Consider the following 16667-nt stretch of genomic DNA (forward strand, 5'->3'; position numbering starts at 1 on the left):
CCCTTGAGTGAAGGTCAGGCGTGAGCAGGGCGCTGGCCCGTTGCCGAATGGGTGGAGGATTCAGCGGCTTCGCTTTCGTCGTCCTCGGTTTCCAGACGAATCAGGCGTGCCGGTACGCCGGTGGCGGCGCCCCAGTAGTAGATGCCCAGCGCGCAGACCGCGACGATCACCGTGTCGAACGGATGGCTGAGCACGCCGATGCCGCCGAAACTGCCGAGCTTGGAGAGGACGATGGTCACGGCGTAGAAGCCGATCAGCCACGCCGACGAGCGCACTTGCTGGCCCAGATTCAGGTGCGCGGTCGGCACCATGCGCCCGCACAGCAGGTAGATGACAAACATCAGGATTTGCAGGCCGAGCAACCACGACACGGTGCCCCAGCCCGACCAGTAGACAATCAGCGCGGCGATGATGAACGACAGCGGCCCAAGCACGCTCATGCCCTTGACCCGGAACGGACGCGGCATGTCCGGCGCATTGCGACGCAGTGCGGCAACCGTCACCGGGGCCACGGCGTAGCTCAATACCAGCGCGGCAGAGACCACGTTGATCAGCGCTTCCCATGACGGGAACGGCAGGGTCCAGAACACCGACAGGCCAAAGGTCAGCCACAGCGCCGGGCGCGGGATGCCGGATTTTTCGTCGATGCGGGTGAAGATCTTGAAGAAGGTCCCGGTCTGCGCCCAGCCGTAGATCACCCGTGGCGTGGCGTTCATGTAGATGTTGCCGCAGCCGCTGGGCGAGATCACCGCATCGGCCACCACCAGATACGCCAGCCAGCCGACACCCAGTGCCAGAGCGATGTCGCGGTACGGCAGGGCCAGTTCCTTGGCGACGCCGGCCCAGCCATTGGCGAGCATTTCGGTCGGGATGCCGCCGAGGAAAGCGGTTTGCAGCAACACGTAAATCGCGGTGGACAGCAGCACCGACAGGATCAGCGCAATCGGGATCGTGCGTTGCGGGTTCTTCACTTCACTGGCCACGGAAATGATCGGCGTCAGGCCCAGATAAGCAAAGATCACCCCACCCGCCGAGACCGCCATTTCAATGCCGGACAGACCGAACGGCGCAAAGCCGTGCACTTCGAAATTGGTCGGTTTGAAGAAGGTGAACAGCACGCCAATCACCAGCAGCGGCACGATGAACTTGAACACGCTGACCAGATTGTTGGCCATGGCGAAGGTCTTCACGCTGCGGTAATTGAGCAGGAAAAACAGGCACAACAACCCGAACTGCACGAACCACCCGAGCACGGTCGGGTCGCTGGAACCGGCCTTGGTCAATTCGGGAAACCACGCCGCCGCATATTGCCGCGAGGCGACTACTTCGATCGCCACCAGGCTGGAAAACGCGATCAGCGTGATGAAGCCCATCAGGTAACCGAGCAGTGGCCCGTGGGAGTAAACCGGGTAGCGCACCACACCGCCGGCACGCGGCAATGCGGCGCCCAGTTCGCAGTAGACGATGCCCAGCAGCAACACGGCGAAACCACCGAGCAGCCAGGAAAAGATCCCTGCCGGGCCGGCGATGGCCGACACGTGACTGGCGGCGAACAACCAGCCCGAGCCGAAGATCGCCCCCAGTCCGATGAACGTGAGGTCTATCAGTGAAAGTTGTTTCTTGAACTTGCCTTGGCCTGTCATAGCGTCGCCTTCTTGTTGGTTGTTGGAGGGGCGTGCAGTGGCGCTACAGTGAACTCATCGGGCGATGGGCGATTGATGTTTTTTGCCGGTGATGATGACGAAATCAGCACAGTGGCCAACGGCAAAGGCCCGGCTCGACAGGCTGTCAGCCATGGGGCAATCTGCGTGCAAGTGATAAAACCGAGTGGGGAGTGAGAGGTATGCCGCAGAACGCGTTTGCGATCCTGAGCCAGCAGAACGAGGCGAGCCGACCGCAATGCCTCGACGATCTGCTCGCCAGCATGGCGCTGCTGTTGCCGATGCTCGACGTGATTCCCAACGCGGCGATCTTCATCAAGGATCTGCAGGCGCGCTATGTCATGGCCAACCAGACGCTGGTGCAGCGCTGCGGTTTGAAAGACTTGCGACCGTTACTGGGCAAGACCAGCGCCGAGGTGTTTCCGGCGCAATTGGGGCCGGGCTACACCGAGCAGGATCGGCGCGTACTGGAAGAGGGATTTGTGCTGGAGGATCAGCTGGAGCTGCATCTGTACGGCAGCCGCGAACCGGGCTGGTGCCTGACGCACAAGCGTCCGCTGTACGACCGCGACAACCGGATCATCGGCCTGGCGGGAATTTCCGTCGACTTGCAGACCGCCAGCGAAACCCATCCGGCGTATCAGCGTCTGGCGGCAGTGGACGAGTACATTCGGGCGAACTTCAATCAGCGCGTCAGCCTGAGCGAACTGACGCGCATCGCCGGGATTTCAGTGGCGCAACTGGAGCGTTACTGCAAGCGCGTGTTCCACCTGACGCCGCGGCAGATGATCCAGAAAGTCCGTCTTGAGCATGCGCATCGGCTGTTGCACGGCGACTTGCCGATCACCGAAGTGGCGCTGCAGTGCGGCTATACCGACCACAGCGCGTTCACCCGGCAGTTCAAGGCTTCCACCGGATTCACCCCGCGCCAGTACCGGTTGGCGACGGGGCAGTGAGGCTTGCCCGTCAGGCCTTGACCCAGCGCTGCCGGCTCCACGCACTCAGCGAATCCACGCCCAGCACCAGAATCAGCATCGCCAGAATCACCGTGCTCGCCTGCGCTTCCTGAAACAGGCTGAGGCTGACATACAACATCTGCCCCAAACCGCCGGCACCGACAAAGCCCAGCACGCTGGCCATGCGGATGTTGTTTTCCCAGCGATACAGGCAATACGCGAGCAATTGCGGAGCGAGGTTGGGCAGGGTGCCGTAGCAGAACGCGAGCACCGGGTTGCCGCCCTGCAAACGGATCGCTTCGGCAGGTTCTGGCGGGGTATTTTCCAGCGCTTCGGCGAACAACCGGCCGAGCACCCCGGTGGTGTGCAGGGCCAGCGCCAGGGTGCCGGCGTTCGGGCCGAGGCCGGCGGCGAGCACCATCAGTGCCGCCCACACCAGTTCCGGAATCGCCCGCAGGCCGTTGAGCAGCAGGCGCGAAGCGCTTTGCAGCGGCCAGCCGAAACGTCCGGCGGCGGGCAGCGCGAGGAGGATGCCGAACACCGCCGCGAGCAGGGTGCCGAGGGCCGACATGGCGAGGGTTTCCAGCGCGCCCTTGAGGATCGCCTGCAAATGCGTGGCGCTCAGGTCCGGGCTGAGAAAGCGCTGCGCGTAGGCACCCATCTGCTTGAGGCTGGTGGCGCTGCCGAGTTCACCGAGATCGAGTTCGAGGTAACCGAACGAGGCGATAACCGCGACGCCAATGCCGACGATCAGCAACAGATTGATCAGGCGATTCATGTCAGCCTCCAGCGCAGCAGGCGGCTGAGTTGGTCGGCACCGAGCACCAGAATCAGGAAGGTCAGCAACATGCTCGCCACTTCACCGCTGGCGAACATGCGCAATGACAGGTCGATCTGTTGGCCGAGGCCGCCGGCGCCGACAAACCCCATCACCACTGACGCACGAATCGCGCACTCCCAGCGATACACCGTGTACGACAGCAGCTCCGCCGCGACATTCGGCAGAATCCCGTAGGCGAACGCCGCGAGCCGTCCGCTGCCGGCCTGCATCAAGGCGTGCGCCGGGCGTTGGTCGGTGGATTCGAAAATTTCCGCGTAGACCTTGCCGAGCATGCCGCTGTAGGTGATGGCGATCGCCAGCACACCGGCCGCCGGGCCGAGGCCCACGGCGCGCACAAACAGCAGTGCCCAGACGATCTCCGGCACGCTGCGCAAGAAGATCAGCAGCCCGCGCACCGGCCAGCGCAGCAAGCTTCCGACCCGACTGGGAATGCCGCTGCGGGACGCCGCCGACAACGACAGTGCGCGACTGGCAATCAGGCTCGCCGGCACCGCCAGCAGCAGCGCCAGAGCCATACCGGCGGTGGCGATGGCCAGGGTTTGCAGGGTCGCCTTGAGCAGTAACTGGAGAAAATCGTGGTCATGCGCCGGTGGCCAGAAGCCTGCGATGAAACGACCCATTTCGGTCTGGCTGTCGCTGTGCAGCAGCACGCCAAGGTCCAGTTCGCTGAGCTGGATGCCCGGCCACAGCAGGGCAAGTGCCAGCAGGGTCAGCAGCAGTCGCGGCGCGGCGGCCGGGTCGCGTGAATCGGCCTTCAGCATCGCGGGATCTGCACAATCAGCGGCGCATTGGGCGTCGTCGGGCTTTGCAACTGCTCGTTGGCGTACAGCGTGTCGAGCATCTCGCGGCTGACCTGTTCGGCCGGGCTGTCAAACAGGATCTGGCCGTCGCGCAAACCGATGATGCGCGGAAAGTGCGCCAGCGCCAGTTCCACTGCATGCAGGCTCGCCACCAGCGTGACGTTGTGTGTCCGGGCGTGCTGCGAGAGGATCGACAGGGTGTGCCCGGCCAGCACCGGGTCCATCGCCGACACCGGTTCGTCCGCCAGCAGAATCTCCGGTGCCTGATACAGCACCCGGGCAATGCCTACGCGCTGCAATTGGCCGCCGGACAATTGCTGGCAGTAAGCGAAGAGTTTGTCGCCCAGATCCAGGCGGGCGAGGGCCGCACGGGCGCCGGGGATGTCCGTGGGATGCAGCAGATTCAGCAAGCTCTTGCCTAAACTCCACTGGCCGAGTTTGCCGGCCAGCACTGCCGTCACCACCCGTTGGCGCGGCGGCAGCGGTGGGGCTTGATGCACCAAGCCGATGCGCGCACGCAGGCGTTGCCGTTGACGAGTGGAGAGGTGCCAGGGACGTTCGCCCAGCACCTCGATTTCGCCGCTGCTGGGGCGCAACGCGGTGGCCAGCAGATTCAACAGACTCGACTTGCCGGCCCCGGAAGGACCGATGATCGCCACCTGCTCGCCCGCGCCAATCTGCAGGTCGACGCCGCGTAGCGCATCGACCCCGTTGGCGTGGTGCAGGCGGGCGTGTTTGAGGCTCAGGGTCATTTCAACAGATCGGCAGCGCGAGCAGCTTCCTCGATACCCTTGTAGTTTTCGGGCTTGGTGTCGATGAAGCGGCTGGCCGCCTGCAGATCAAGAATCTTCTTCTGCTCGGGGTTGGCCGGGTCGAGGTCGAGGAAGGCTTTCTTGATCTTCGCCGCCAGCGCCGGGTCGAGGGTGCCGCGCACGGTCCAGTTGTAATCGAAGTAGGCCGGGGTGGTGGCGAACACGTGGACCTTGCTGGTGTCGACCTTGCCGGCGTCTACCAGTTTCTGCCAGACGCTGGCGTTCAGCACACCGGCATCGACCTTGCCGGCCTGGACCCAGGCGACGGTGGCGTCGTGGGCGCCGGAATAGGCAACGCGGCTGAAATAGGCTTCAGGCTTGATGTTGTCGTTCTTCAGCATGAAATAACGCGGCATCAGGCTGCCGGAGGTGGACGACACCGAGCCGAAGGCAAAGGTTTTGCCCTTGAGGTCGGCCAGGCTCTTCACGTTCGGGTCGGCGGTGATGAATTTGCTGGTGAACTGCGCATCCTGCTCGCGCTGCACCAGCGGGACCACCGGGGTGGTGGCGTCGGTCTTCAGGCGTGCCTGAACAAAAGTGAAACCGCCCAGCCAGGCCATGTCGAGGCGGTCGGTCGCCAGCGCTTCAACCACCGCCGGATAGTCGGCCACGGGAACGAACTGCACCTTCATGCCCAGCTGCTGCTCCAGGTACGCACCGAGCGGCTCGAACTTGCGCAGCAATTCGGTCGGGGCTTCGTCGGGGATCGCGCTGACCCGCAACACATCGGCGGCATGCGCCACCAAAGCAGAAAAAGACAGGGCCAGACCAGCAGTCAGTGCCAGGGTTCGTTTGAGCATGGAAATCTCCGTTTCATGAGCGTCGCATTCTAAGCGCCACCGGGCGCGGTGTCGCGCGCGGACGCTCAATCAGGTTAGACGAAACGGCGAGGTTATACGCAGCCGCGCTGTCAAAGGCCAGCAGCGGTGTCCGATGATGTTTTACCCCGGATTACGATCATGGGGTTTCCGGGAGTTTGGCAATCACCTTGATCTCGAACTGAAACCCGGCCAGCCAGGTCACGCCCACCGCAGTGATCGTCGGATACGGTGCGCTGCCCCAGAACTCCGGCACCACTTCCCAGATGGTTTCGAAGGTCGATTGTGGATCGATCATGAACACCGTGACGTCCACCGCATCGGCGAAGCTGCAACCGGCGGCGTCGAGAATCGCATTGAGGTTATTGAACGCCAGGCGCACCTGGTTCTGCAGATCCGGCTCGGGCGAACCATCTTCACGGCTGCCGACTTGCCCCGAGACGAACAGAAAACCGTTGGAACGAATCGCCGGCGAATAACGATGGCGCTCGTAAAGCGCATGGCGGGCTGGCGGAAAAACGACGTCGCGCTGGGTCATGGGTGTCTCCATCATTGTTTGGTGGTTGTTGATGGAGTGACTGTAGGGGCTTGCGCCGAGGCGATAAACGCGCAAGCTTGGCGTTCACTGTTTGCAGATTCCAAACAATCCGAGGGCGCAAAGTGGACCGTTTCGATGCAATGCAGGCGTTCGCCCGGGTGGTCGAGGCGGGCAGTTTTACCAAGGCCGCCGAGACCTTGCACATGAGCAAGACCACCGTGACCCAACTGGTGCAGCAACTGGAAGCCCGGCTGCGGGTCAGGTTGCTCAACCGCACCACACGCAAGGTCAACGTCACTGCCGATGGCGCAATCTATTACGAGCGGGTCATCAGGCTGTTGGCCGATATGGACGACGCCGAAACCAGTCTGTCCGGCGCCTCGGCATTGCCCAGAGGACGCTTGCGCGTAGATGTGCCGAGCCCGCTGGCGAGGCTGATTCTGGTGCCGGCATTGCCTGAGTTTCATGCGCGTTATCCGGACATTCAGATCGATATGGGTGTCAGCGACCGCATCGTCGACATCATCGATGAGAACGTCGATTGCGTGGTGCGCGGCGGCGAACTGCTTGATCAGTCACTGATGGCGCGGCGGGTGGCCGATCTTCAGCTCGGGGTTTTCGCCGCGCCGGATTATCTGGCCCGCGCCGCCACGCCGCAGCATCCACGCGAGCTGGAGGACTCGCATCATCGGGTGGTCGGTTTTCTCTGGGCGCGCACCGGCAAACCCGTGCCTTACGCCTTGCACAATGGCAGCGAACACCTGCAGATCAAGGGTCGCCACGTGCTCGCCGTGGATGACGGTAACGCCTACCTTGCGGCAGGTCTGGCCGGCATGGGGGTGCTGTGGTTACCCAGGTACATGTCGCACGCGCATCAGGCTCGGGGCGAGTTGGTGCCGCTGTTCGAGGACTGGCAACTCGAGCCGATGCCGCTCTACGTGGCGTACCCGCCGAACCGGCATATCAGCCAAAAGCTAAGGGTATTTATCAATTGGATCGTGGAATTGATGGCGCACCATGGCAATGGCCCGGAACTTGCTGAGCCGCGCTCCGGGACTGTCAAATAACTAACGAATAACGCCAACCATGACAGTCGCTTGCTCTGGATGCACCGCTATTCACTCAAGGAGCGTCACCCGTCATGAATATGTATATCGATATTGTCGGTGCGTGCAATTTAAGCTGCCCTTCGTGCCCGATGGGCAACTCGGAAAACGTCAACTTCAAGAAAGCCATGCAAGTCGACATGTTCCGCAAGATCGTCGAGAAGGCCCGCAACGAAGGGGTCGAGACGATCTTTCTGTACAACTGGACCGAGCCGTTGATCCATCCGCGAATCGGTGAGTTTGTCGAGATCATCAATGCCGCCGGTTTGCAGAGCGGTATCAGCTCCAACTTGAACCTGGCCAAGAACATGGAAACCGCCATGCTGGCCAACCCGTGGTTCTTCCGTATTTCGTTGTCCGGGTTTTACCAGGAGACTTACCAGCAGGGGCACGTGGGCGGCGACATTGAAGTGGTCAAGGCCAACATGATCAAACTGCATGAACTCAAGCAGCAACATGGCTTGAGTACGCGCATCGAGGTTTACTACCACCGTTATCTGGACAACATGGAAGAAGAAGGGCTGATGCGCGAATTCAGCCAGAGTCTGGGTTTCGAGTTCTCCACTGGGTATTCAGTGATGATGCCGCTGGAGAAAACGCTGGCGCTGATCGAGCGCGACCCTTCGGTGACAGATACCGATCATGAAACCCTGAAAAGGCTGGCGCTGCCGCCCTTCGACGATCTGGTCAATCTGGTCCGTCAGTATCCCAAGCAGGCGTGCTCGCTCAAGGATGACTGGCTGGTGCTCGACTGCAACGGCAATACCGTTTTGTGCTGTTCCGTTTTCAATCAGACCGAATACCAGGTCGGCAAGTATCTGGATATGCCTCTGGCGCAATTGACCGGCCTGAAGTCCACCCAGAAAAATTGCGTCGACATGTGCAATCGCTGCGCAAAAAACGGCTTGCACATCTACTCGACGCAATCCAATCGGGGGCCGCTGGAAAGTCACGCCGTCAACCGCATTATCGACTTCCAGCGGCGCACGATCATGGGGCTGCCGGTCGAAAGCGAAAAGCTTGGGCGAACCGGCGAAGTCAGTGCGGAGAACTTCGACGAAGCGCAATACCTGCATATGAACCAGGACGTCAAAAACGCGATTTCCACGGGCGCGTTCACCAGCGGTTATCAGCATTACGTGCTGTTCGGTCGTCTGGAAGGCCGGCTCGGTGCGGGTTATCTCACGGTCGTCTGACCGTGCGGATCAGGTCCCGCCAATTCAGTTGCCACAAGCGTGATTGACTCTTTGGCCCATCAAGCCAACTATCGGCGCATAACAACATGACCGATGGGCCAGACCTTGATCGAACGACGTCAATTCAGCGGAGGCATGAAGGGTAAAAACCTCCGCTATCTGAATGAGCAATCTGTAGATTCACGCCTTACCCGCATCGGTTTCCTGTTGCTGGAACACTTTTCGCTGCCGGCCTTCACCCAGGCGCTGGACACGATCATCACCGCCAACCTGTTGCGCGCCGGACTGTTCAGCTCGCGCACGTTCGGACTGGGCGAGGGTGAAGTGATCAGCGATCTGGGGCTGGTGATTCGCCCGGATGCGCGGATTGACGCCGCCAGCCTTGCGGATCTGGACTTGCTGGTGGTGTGCGGCGGCTACCGCACTGAGCTGAAGGCCAGCGAGGAGTTGAACAGCCTGCTGCGCTCGGCGGCGGAGCGCGGGGTCAGTCTGGCCGGTTTGTGGAACGGTGCGTGGTTTCTCGGCCGCGCCGGACTGCTCGATGGCTATCGTTGCGCGATCCACCCGGAGCATCGCCCCGCGCTGACCGAAATTGCCAAAGCCACCCAGGTCAGCAGCGAACCTTATGTGATCGATCGCGACCGGCTCACCGCGTCGAGCCCGTCCGGGGCTTTCCATATGGCGCTGGACTGGATCAAGAGCCTGCACGGCAAGGCGCTGGTCGAAGGCATCGAGGACATTCTGGCGTTCGAGGAGTCGCGGTATCGGCGGATCAAACCGGATGAAAACCTCTGCGTCAGTGCACCGTTGCGCGAGGTGGTCAAACTGATGGATGCCAACCTCGAAGAGCCGCTGGAGCTGGAGCAACTGGCGGTGTACGCCGGGCGCTCGCGGCGACAGCTGGAGCGTTTGTTCAAGGAGCAACTGGGCACCACGCCGCAGCGCTATTACCTGGAACTGCGCATCACCGAAGCCCGGCGCCTGTTGCAGCACACCGAGCTGTCGCAGATGGAAGTGCTGGTGGCCTGCGGCTTCGTTTCGCCGAGCCATTTCAGCAAGTGCTACAGCGCGTTTTTCGGTTATCGACCGTCCAGGGAAAAACGCCTGGTCAAATAGACCGAGGCGTTTTCTGCCTTCGACCTCAGAGGTGATCGGCGTCGATCACTGCCTGAGCAAACGCCTGTGGATCTTCCTGCGGCAGGTTGTGGCCGATGCCGCCGTTGATCAGGCGGAACTGGTACTTGCCGGTGAAACGCGTGGCGTAATCCTCAGGCGCCGGGTGCGGCGCGCCGTTGGCATCGCCCTCGAGGGTGATGGTCGGCACGCTGATGGATGGGGCGCTGGCGAGTTTCTGTTCCAGCGCCGCGTATTGCGGTTCGCCCTGCACCAGGCCCAGACGCCAGCGGTAGTTGAACACGGTGATCTCGACGTGATCGGGGTTTTCCAGCGCTTTGGCGCTGCGGTCGAACGTGGCGTCATCGAAGGCCCATTTCGGGGAGGCGAGCTGCCAGATCAGCTTGGCGAAGTCGTGGGTGTTTTTACGGTAACCGTCCCGGCCACGGTCGGTGGCGAAGTAGAACTGATACCACCACTGCAATTCGGCCTTGGGCGGCAACGGATTTTGCCCGGCAGCCTGATTGCCGATCAGGTAGCCGCTGACCGAGACCAATGCCTTGACTCGCTCCGGCCACAGCGCCGAGACGATGTCTGCCGAACGTGCGCCCCAGTCGTAACCACCGAGCACCGCTTGCTTGATGTTCAGGGCATCCATGAAGTCGATCACGTCGCTGGCCAGTGCTGCAGGCTGGCCGTTGCGCAGTGTCTGATCGGAGAGGAAATGCGTGTCGCCATAACCCCGCGCATACGGCATCAGCACCCGATACCCCTTGGCGGCGAGCAACGGCGCGACCTCGTCATAACTATGAATGTCGTACGGCCAGCCGTGCAGCAGAATCACCACCGGCCCCTGCGCCGGGCCGGTTTCGGCGTAGGCCACATCCAGCAGCCCGGCCTTCACATGCTTGAGCGGACCGAACGGCGAGGGCGCGGAATACCTGACGTTGTGGTCGCCGGTTGCCGGCTGCGCGGCGGCGGCCGTTGGCATTTGCGTCGCCGCCAGCGCGCCGAACAGCGCCACGGCGAGGATGTTCATACGGTTGAATGCTGCGTTTTTCATGCTGAAGTCTCCTTGGCAATCCTGTCGGGGGCAGGTGCGGGCTGAGCCCGGCAAACCTTGCAGGCATTTGAACGCCGGCACGTATCTGGCCTATGTCGAAAAAGCGCGGTGATTCAAGTTCATGTATCGCCGGGGTGTCTGTACACACTGTGATACACAGCCGGTGTGCTTTGTATGGCCGTGTATCCAGCTCTGCACGTGATACACGGCGAGACCAAACGCGGGTTTTTCGACACATGGCCGCTACACCCGGCAGTCACAGTGCAGGCCTTCACACCATGACTGTCGAGAGGGCATTTGCATGCAACGCACACTGATTCTGGCCACTGTGGCCGCACTGGTTTCATTCACCGGCCTGGCGCAGGCGGCAGACGCTCAGGCCATGAGCTGGCAGCAGGGCTTGAGCCGTACCGACCTGATTCGTCAGGACCTGGGCGCCGCGGATCGCGAGGTGATACAGGCACGTATCGATTTCGAACCGGGTGTCACCGCGCCGCGGCATGCGCATCCGGGTGTCGAAGTGGCGCACGTGCTCAGCGGCACGCTGGAGTATCAACTGGAGGGGCGGCCGGCGGTCACGCTAAAGGCCGGTGACTCGCTGTTCATCCCGGCCGGCGTGGCCCATGTGGCGAAGAACGTCGGCCAGGACCAAGGCGTGGAACTGGCGACCTATGTGGTGAAAAAGGGCCAGCCGCTGCTGCAGCTGAAACCGTGATCGGGCTTATCTGGCGCGCAGCAACTTGCGGTAATCCACCGGCGAAATCCCGCGGGCCTGACGGAAGGAATGGCTGAAAGAACTGGCCTGCGAGTAACCCAGCATCAGGGCGATGTTCATGATGCTGGTCTCGGTGCGGCGCAGGTAATGGTCGGCCAGTTCCATGCGCATGGTTTCCAGCACCTGATTGAAGTTTTCCCCTTCGGCGGCCAGTTTGCGCTGCAAGGTGCGCGGCGAAATCGCCAGCTGCCGGGCCAGGCTTTTCAGGCTGAAATCACCGGTCGGCAATTGCTCGGTGAGCAGCGCGCGCAATCGATCTGTGACCGAAAACGCCGGATACGACAGGCACAACTGCCAGTCGGCCTCCAGCAGCATGCTGCGATGCATGCGCGGGTCGGCGCCCTGGATTCGTGTAGAGAGTGTCGACTCGGCAAACACCAGCGCATTGCAACCGGCCTCGAACTGCACCGGACAACCAAAGAAGTGTTCATACAGCGCCGGTTCGCCCACCGCCGAATGCATCATCCGGACTTCCAGCATCGGCTGATTACTCGCGATCAACCAGCGGCCGAACGCTGCCCAGCCGACCATCAGCGCTTCCTGATGCAGGGCGCAATAGGGCTCCAGTTCACTGATGCGTTGATCTTCGAGGGTCACGCGGCCGTCGCCGATGACGATTCGGGTCTGGCTGGACGGACTGTCGTAAACGATCTTGCCGAAACGCAGAATCATGTTCAGCGATTCGCCCAGTGTCGCGCTGGTCATCAGCACATAACCCAGTACGCCGTAGGTGCCCGGGCGCACGGCGGCGCCGACCAGCAGGCCGAAATGCGGCAGGTTGCTGCTGAGCGCCGCCAGTTCCAGCAAGGCACGCAGTTGGCGCATGGGAATGCGCACGATCGAGTCGGACAACTGCTCGCGTGAGAGTCCGGTCTGCTGCAACAGCCAGTCGCCATCGCAGCCGTATTGTTCGGCGACATCAAGGACGTGGTTAACGAAGGCAGCGCTGGAAGTGGCGGGTCGCATGGGGGGAGGGGAAGTCCGGTAATCCGGTGATCTTGCTTTTCCGAAAGGTGAAGAAAGCGACGTCGCCAAGGCGCGCGGCGTCAATAGACCCTACATGCGCCCGATCACCGGAATACCGGTGCCAGTGACGGCCGACGCTTGTTCCGAGATCAGAAACAGAATGACCGCCGCCAGTTGTGCGGGCGTCACCCAGCGCTGATGCTCGGCGTCGGGCATGGCTTCACGGTTTTGCGGGGTGTCGAGCACGCTCGGTAGCACGGCATTGACCGTGATGCTCATGTCCTTGAGTTCTTCGGCGAGGCTCTCGGTCAGGCGCAGTACGCTGGACTTCGACGCAGCGTAAGCGCCCATGCCCAGCCCGGCCTTCGCCGCCATGCTCGATCCGATATTGACGATGCGTCCCGCCGAGGATTGCAGCAGCAATGGCAGCAAGGCTTTGCTGGCGTTCAATGCGGTTCGAAGGTTCAGCGAGTAGAGCCGATCCCAGGCCTCTATCGCACTGCCCAGCAACGGCTCCCACGCATAGCCGCCGGCGCCGTTGACCAGGGCGTCGAGGCGTCCGAAATAGCGGTTGATCTGGTGGGCGACTGCCTGGCAATCGGCAAGGGAGGTCAGATCGATGCCGGACAGGACCAGTCGATTGTGGGAACTGGGCATCGCCATCGTCGCCTGATCGATCAGCACCAGATCCGCGCCCTGGGCTGCGGCCATGTCCGCCAGGGTCTCGCCGAGATTCCCCAGGGCGCCGGTAATCGCCACAACGCGCCGTGAGAGTGACTGAGTCATCAAGAGTCCTTTCCTTTTTAAGGGCGCATACTCTAATGATATCGGTGGCCCGTGGCATGCTTTTGGATGTCAACTTGTTGTGCAAAAGTGCCAAAATTTTATGCTTGGCAACACATCACGAAAGGGTCGTGAAACAGGCGTCAGAAAGTTGGCTTCTGACGGTGGGCGCCAAGCGGATTCTGAAAGCCTGGCGATGGTTTGGTCTGGCATTCTTGTCGCTGTTTCGCCAAGCGCAAAGCCTGTCCTGAAGTCTTTAGCAGGCTTTTTCCGGACGATGCAGCGCGAATCGGAAGTATGTCTTTTTTGCGCGACATAATCTGTTGCTGCAGCAAGCCAGTGCTGCTTGTATCCTTGCGCGCGACAAGGACACGCGGCTGCAGTCATCGAGTCGGTCGACCCGCCGCAGGAACGGAAACCGGACTTTCCCAAAGGTAGTAATGTGAAGCGTGATACCCGCCTGGTTGTGCTTTTGTTGTTGGTGATCGGTTGTTCCCTCGGGTCACTGACGGTGTGGAAAGTGCTGGCCTCTCGAGAGCGCGCACTGGAGGAGGTAAACGTTCATGGCCTGAACCTGACCCAGGCGCTGGCGACTTATTCCGAAGGGATCGTTCGCCAGAGTTCGTTGCTGCTGCTCGGGATCGTCGAACGTCTGGAAACCGAAGGCAGTGGCCCCGCGCAGATCCAGCGTCTGAGCGCTCTGGTCAATCGCCAGGAACCGCTGATGCCGCAGCTCAGCGGCATCACCATCTACGACAATCAGGGCCGTTGGCTGATGTCCTCCAACCGACCAATTCCGGCCGGGGCCAACAGCAGTGATCGTGTTTATTTCATACATCATCGTGACGACCCGAGCCGCGAGACCTTTATCGGTCCGCCGATCCAGAGTCGCTCCAATCAGGAGTGGGTGATCACCGTCAGCCGCCGTTTCAATGATGCGCACGGCGAGTTTGCCGGGGTGGTGGCGGTGACCCTGGGAATCGAAAACTTCCTGCGCCTGTTCGGCAAGATCGATGTGGGCCAGGAGGGTGCTATCGGCTTGTCCTATACCGACGGTACGTTGCTGGTGCGCTATCCGTTCCGCGAGCAGGACATGGGGCGTAACTTTTCCAAGTCGCCGATCTATGAGAAGTATCTGGTCGATCGATCGGTCGGCACCGCGTCATTTACTTCCAGCCTCGATGGCGTCGAGCGGCTCTATGCCTTCCGCAAGAGCGACCGGCTGCCGCTGATCACCACTGTCGCCCTCGGCAAGCGCGAAGCCCTTGCTGCGTGGCGCATGGAGGCCTGGCTGTCGGCAGTGGTGGTCGCGGGGTTGCTGGGGCTTACCGGGCTCATCGGCTGGTTTCTGATTCTCGATATTCGCAGGCGTACCAGGGCTGAAGATCAATTGCGCGGGACGCAGCAGCAGTTGCTTTCCTCCAATCGTCAGCTTGAGTTACTGGCGATGAAGGACGCCCTGACCGGCCTGGCCAACCGGCGCTGCTTCGATGAGAGCCTCGCCATGGAAGCCCGACGCGCACAACGTGACGGCACGACGCTGGCGTTGCTGATGATCGATATCGATTACTTCAAGCTGTTCAACGACTCGTTCGGGCATGTCGCCGGCGATGCCTGCCTGCAGAAGGTCGGCACAATCCTCGAAGGTTGTGTGCGGCGCCCGTCGGATCTGGTGGCGCGTTACGGCGGCGAGGAGTTGAGCGTGATCATGCCGGCCACCGACAGTGACGGTGCTGCAGTGGTCGCGCAGTTGATCCTCGAACGCTTGGAGCAAGCGAACATCGCACACCCGTCCAGCCCATTCGGCCGGCTGAGTGTGAGTATCGGCATCGCTACGGCCTCGGGGGCGCAACTGCAATCCTTGCAAGGGTTGATCGAGGTCGCCGATCAGGCGCTGTATAACGCCAAGACGCTGGGGCGTAACCGGTTTGTGAAGTGATTGGTGGGCATTAATCCGATAGATCGCCGTCGGGCTGACTTTCACGCCGGGCGGCGAACCCGCTGGGTGTCTCTTGATGGCGCACACCCGAACTGGCGACTGTATTCCCGGCTGAATTGCGACGGGCTTTCGTAGCCCACTCGATAGCAGGCACTCGCCACATCCAGCCCTTCGCCGAGCAATAAGCGGCGGGCTTCCTGCAGGCGAAGCTGTTTCTGGTATTGCAGTGGACTCATGGCCGTCACGGCCTTGAATTGATGATGCAATGTGGAGCTGCCGAGACTGGCGACCCGCGCGAGTTCTTCGATGCGCAAGGGTTGGGTGTAGTGGTTGTTCAGCCAATCGATTGCCCGCGTTACCCGGCGTGTTTGCGAGTCAACGAGGGCAAGCTCATACAGACGACGACCGTGCACACCTCGCAGGAGCCGGTAATACAGCTCGCGAAGGGCGAGGGGCGCGAGCATGCCGATGTCTTTCGGTGTTTCCAGCAGCCGGACCAGCCGAAGCATGGTTTCCAGCAGAGGCACATCGACCTTTTCAATGAACAGGCCAAGCTCCGGCTCGTCCGGGACGCCCGTCGGGGGCGCATCGGCGATGACCTGAGCGATTTCCGTGGCTTCGAAATCAAAGCGGATACACAGGTAGGGCGCCTCCGGGCTGGCCATCAGCACGCGCCCGGACACGGGAAGTGTCACTGAGACCACCAGGTAACTGAGCGGGTCGTACAGGTAATGGTCGTCACCCAGGCCGACTTCTTTTTGTCCTTGCACGATCAGGCAAAGTGCCGGCTTGTGCACGGTGTGGATCAGCTCCGAGGGCGCATCAAAACGGATGACATGCAAGGGTGCTACGGCGGTCTCATAGACCCCGGGTGCGCTAAACCGTTGCGTCAGCAAGCGAACCAGTTCGTCACGGTAGATGGCCGTGTTTTGCAGGATGAAAGCATCGCTCTGTTGCATTTCAGGCTCTCACAAGTGTTCATGAGCGTCTGCCCGGAACTGTCCAGGCAGACGATATTCACCCGACATCATTAAAGTGCTCATTGCCGATAGAGGATCATGCCGGCGTGATACAGCACGTCGTCATGAAAATGCCCGTCAGCGGTGAAGCCGGTGTCGTCCCAGTACTGGATATAGTCACCGGTTATTTCGTAGCGACCTTCATAAGCACTGTTATTTTTACCACGCGCCTCGTCATAACGCCCAGTGGTCAGAAGCTCGTGACGGATGAATCCATCGGCGGTGACCCACATCCCGGCGTAACGATGGTCAGGCGTGATTTGTCTGGCATTTTTCATCAG

17 protein-coding genes are annotated in these 16667 nt (G+C 61.3%); 6 read left to right on the plus strand and 11 right to left on the minus strand.

Annotation, left to right across the window (positions count from 1 at the left end):
- Nucleotides 1-14 precede the first annotated feature (14 nt).
- Nucleotides 15-1643 carry an APC family permease gene (locus tag H043_RS0122865; RefSeq protein WP_027613819.1) on the minus strand — a complete coding sequence of 543 codons (1629 nt, stop codon included), beginning with the start codon at nucleotides 1641-1643 and terminating at the stop codon, nucleotides 15-17.
- Between the two features lie 200 nt (nucleotides 1644-1843).
- On the opposite strand from H043_RS0122865, the gene H043_RS0122870 reads away from it, so the two are divergent.
- Nucleotides 1844-2617, plus strand: a complete 774-nt coding sequence (locus H043_RS0122870; protein ID WP_027613820.1) for an AraC family transcriptional regulator — start codon at nucleotides 1844-1846, stop codon at nucleotides 2615-2617.
- A gap of 10 nt (nucleotides 2618-2627) precedes the next feature.
- On the opposite strand, the gene phnE is transcribed toward H043_RS0122870, so the two are convergent.
- From phnE to H043_RS0122895, 5 genes are all read right to left on the minus strand, one after another.
- Nucleotides 2628-3395 carry a phosphonate ABC transporter, permease protein PhnE gene (gene phnE / locus H043_RS0122875; protein ID WP_007969262.1) on the minus strand — a complete coding sequence of 256 codons (768 nt, stop codon included), beginning with the start codon at nucleotides 3393-3395 and terminating at the stop codon, nucleotides 2628-2630.
- Nucleotides 3392-4219 carry an ABC transporter permease gene (locus H043_RS0122880; protein ID WP_027613821.1) on the minus strand — a complete coding sequence of 276 codons (828 nt, stop codon included), beginning with the start codon at nucleotides 4217-4219 and terminating at the stop codon, nucleotides 3392-3394. Before H043_RS0122880 ends, phnE begins: the two co-directional genes overlap by 4 nt.
- On the minus strand, nucleotides 4213-5010 hold the full coding sequence (locus H043_RS0122885) for a phosphonate ABC transporter ATP-binding protein (RefSeq protein ID WP_027613822.1): 798 nt from the start codon (nucleotides 5008-5010) through the stop codon (nucleotides 4213-4215). Before H043_RS0122885 ends, H043_RS0122880 begins: the two co-directional genes overlap by 7 nt.
- Nucleotides 5007-5870: a putative selenate ABC transporter substrate-binding protein gene (locus H043_RS0122890; RefSeq protein ID WP_027613823.1), complete on the minus strand. Its 864-nt coding sequence runs from the start codon at nucleotides 5868-5870 to the stop codon at nucleotides 5007-5009. The genes H043_RS0122885 and H043_RS0122890 overlap by 4 nt, the downstream gene beginning before the upstream one ends.
- A gap of 157 nt (nucleotides 5871-6027) precedes the next feature.
- Nucleotides 6028-6426, minus strand: a complete 399-nt coding sequence (locus tag H043_RS0122895) for a RidA family protein (RefSeq protein ID WP_027613824.1) — start codon at nucleotides 6424-6426, stop codon at nucleotides 6028-6030.
- Nucleotides 6427-6548: 122 nt separating this feature from the next.
- Here H043_RS0122895 and H043_RS0122900 point away from each other — a divergent pair, with 122 nt between their 5' ends.
- The 3 genes from H043_RS0122900 (at nucleotide 6549) to H043_RS0122910 (ending at nucleotide 9844) form a co-directional block, all read left to right on the plus strand.
- A complete protein-coding gene (locus tag H043_RS0122900; protein WP_027613825.1) occupies nucleotides 6549-7493 on the plus strand; it encodes a LysR family transcriptional regulator in 945 nt (314 codons plus the stop codon).
- A gap of 74 nt (nucleotides 7494-7567) precedes the next feature.
- Nucleotides 7568-8728, plus strand: coding sequence for a radical SAM protein (locus H043_RS0122905; RefSeq protein WP_027613826.1), 1161 nt, complete (start codon nucleotides 7568-7570; stop codon nucleotides 8726-8728).
- A gap of 93 nt (nucleotides 8729-8821) precedes the next feature.
- Nucleotides 8822-9844 (plus strand): GlxA family transcriptional regulator, encoded by a 1023-nt coding sequence (locus H043_RS0122910; protein WP_027613827.1) that lies wholly within the window; start codon nucleotides 8822-8824, stop codon nucleotides 9842-9844.
- A 25-nt stretch (nucleotides 9845-9869) separates the two neighbouring features.
- On the opposite strand, the gene H043_RS0122915 is transcribed toward H043_RS0122910, so the two are convergent.
- Nucleotides 9870-10904, minus strand: coding sequence for an alpha/beta fold hydrolase (locus H043_RS0122915; RefSeq protein ID WP_027613828.1), 1035 nt, complete (start codon nucleotides 10902-10904; stop codon nucleotides 9870-9872).
- Nucleotides 10905-11205: 301 nt separating this feature from the next.
- On the opposite strand from H043_RS0122915, the gene H043_RS0122920 reads away from it, so the two are divergent.
- Nucleotides 11206-11619: a cupin domain-containing protein gene (locus H043_RS0122920; protein WP_027613829.1), complete on the plus strand. Its 414-nt coding sequence runs from the start codon at nucleotides 11206-11208 to the stop codon at nucleotides 11617-11619.
- A gap of 6 nt (nucleotides 11620-11625) precedes the next feature.
- On the opposite strand, the gene H043_RS0122925 is transcribed toward H043_RS0122920, so the two are convergent.
- Nucleotides 11626-12645 (minus strand): AraC family transcriptional regulator, encoded by a 1020-nt coding sequence (locus H043_RS0122925; protein ID WP_027613830.1) that lies wholly within the window; start codon nucleotides 12643-12645, stop codon nucleotides 11626-11628.
- 90 nt (nucleotides 12646-12735) lie between these two features.
- Nucleotides 12736-13431 carry an SDR family NAD(P)-dependent oxidoreductase gene (locus H043_RS0122930; protein ID WP_027613831.1) on the minus strand — a complete coding sequence of 232 codons (696 nt, stop codon included), beginning with the start codon at nucleotides 13429-13431 and terminating at the stop codon, nucleotides 12736-12738.
- 439 nt (nucleotides 13432-13870) lie between these two features.
- Between H043_RS0122930 and H043_RS0122940 the strand changes: the two genes are divergently transcribed.
- Nucleotides 13871-15367 (plus strand): sensor domain-containing diguanylate cyclase, encoded by a 1497-nt coding sequence (locus tag H043_RS0122940; protein ID WP_027613832.1) that lies wholly within the window; start codon nucleotides 13871-13873, stop codon nucleotides 15365-15367.
- A 41-nt stretch (nucleotides 15368-15408) separates the two neighbouring features.
- Here H043_RS0122940 and H043_RS0122945 read toward each other — a convergent pair whose 3' ends face one another.
- Both H043_RS0122945 and H043_RS0122950 read right to left on the minus strand, forming a co-directional pair.
- On the minus strand, nucleotides 15409-16326 hold the full coding sequence (locus H043_RS0122945) for an AraC family transcriptional regulator (protein ID WP_027613833.1): 918 nt from the start codon (nucleotides 16324-16326) through the stop codon (nucleotides 15409-15411).
- A gap of 80 nt (nucleotides 16327-16406) precedes the next feature.
- The gene (locus H043_RS0122950; protein ID WP_027613834.1) at nucleotides 16407-16664 is read right to left on the minus strand and encodes an Atu4866 domain-containing protein; all 258 of its coding nucleotides are present in this window, start codon (nucleotides 16662-16664) and stop codon (nucleotides 16407-16409) included.
- Nucleotides 16665-16667: the final 3 nt, after the last annotated feature.

The sequence above is a fragment of the Pseudomonas sp. URIL14HWK12:I6 genome (assembly GCF_000514195.1).
Lineage (GTDB): Bacteria > Pseudomonadota > Gammaproteobacteria > Pseudomonadales > Pseudomonadaceae > Aquipseudomonas > Aquipseudomonas putida_A.

Excerpts from the sequence above, each read along its gene's own strand:
- H043_RS0122865 (WP_027613819.1), bottom strand. The coding sequence starts at position 1,643 with ATGACAGGCCAAGGCAAGTTCAAGAAACAACTTTCACTGATAGACCTC.
- H043_RS0122870 (WP_027613820.1), top strand. The coding sequence starts at position 1,844 with ATGCCGCAGAACGCGTTTGCGATCCTGAGCCAGCAGAACGAGGCGAGC.
- phnE (WP_007969262.1), bottom strand. The coding sequence starts at position 3,395 with ATGAATCGCCTGATCAATCTGTTGCTGATCGTCGGCATTGGCGTCGCG.
- H043_RS0122880 (WP_027613821.1), bottom strand. The coding sequence starts at position 4,219 with ATGCTGAAGGCCGATTCACGCGACCCGGCCGCCGCGCCGCGACTGCTG.
- H043_RS0122885 (WP_027613822.1), bottom strand. The coding sequence starts at position 5,010 with ATGACCCTGAGCCTCAAACACGCCCGCCTGCACCACGCCAACGGGGTC.
- H043_RS0122890 (WP_027613823.1), bottom strand. The coding sequence starts at position 5,870 with ATGCTCAAACGAACCCTGGCACTGACTGCTGGTCTGGCCCTGTCTTTT.
- H043_RS0122895 (WP_027613824.1), bottom strand. The coding sequence starts at position 6,426 with ATGACCCAGCGCGACGTCGTTTTTCCGCCAGCCCGCCATGCGCTTTAC.
- H043_RS0122905 (WP_027613826.1), top strand. The coding sequence starts at position 7,568 with ATGAATATGTATATCGATATTGTCGGTGCGTGCAATTTAAGCTGCCCT.
- H043_RS0122910 (WP_027613827.1), top strand. The coding sequence starts at position 8,822 with ATGGGCCAGACCTTGATCGAACGACGTCAATTCAGCGGAGGCATGAAG.
- H043_RS0122915 (WP_027613828.1), bottom strand. The coding sequence starts at position 10,904 with ATGAAAAACGCAGCATTCAACCGTATGAACATCCTCGCCGTGGCGCTG.
- H043_RS0122920 (WP_027613829.1), top strand. The coding sequence starts at position 11,206 with ATGCAACGCACACTGATTCTGGCCACTGTGGCCGCACTGGTTTCATTC.
- H043_RS0122925 (WP_027613830.1), bottom strand. The coding sequence starts at position 12,645 with ATGCGACCCGCCACTTCCAGCGCTGCCTTCGTTAACCACGTCCTTGAT.
- H043_RS0122930 (WP_027613831.1), bottom strand. The coding sequence starts at position 13,431 with ATGACTCAGTCACTCTCACGGCGCGTTGTGGCGATTACCGGCGCCCTG.
- H043_RS0122945 (WP_027613833.1), bottom strand. The coding sequence starts at position 16,326 with ATGCAACAGAGCGATGCTTTCATCCTGCAAAACACGGCCATCTACCGT.
- H043_RS0122950 (WP_027613834.1), bottom strand. The coding sequence starts at position 16,664 with ATGAAAAATGCCAGACAAATCACGCCTGACCATCGTTACGCCGGGATG.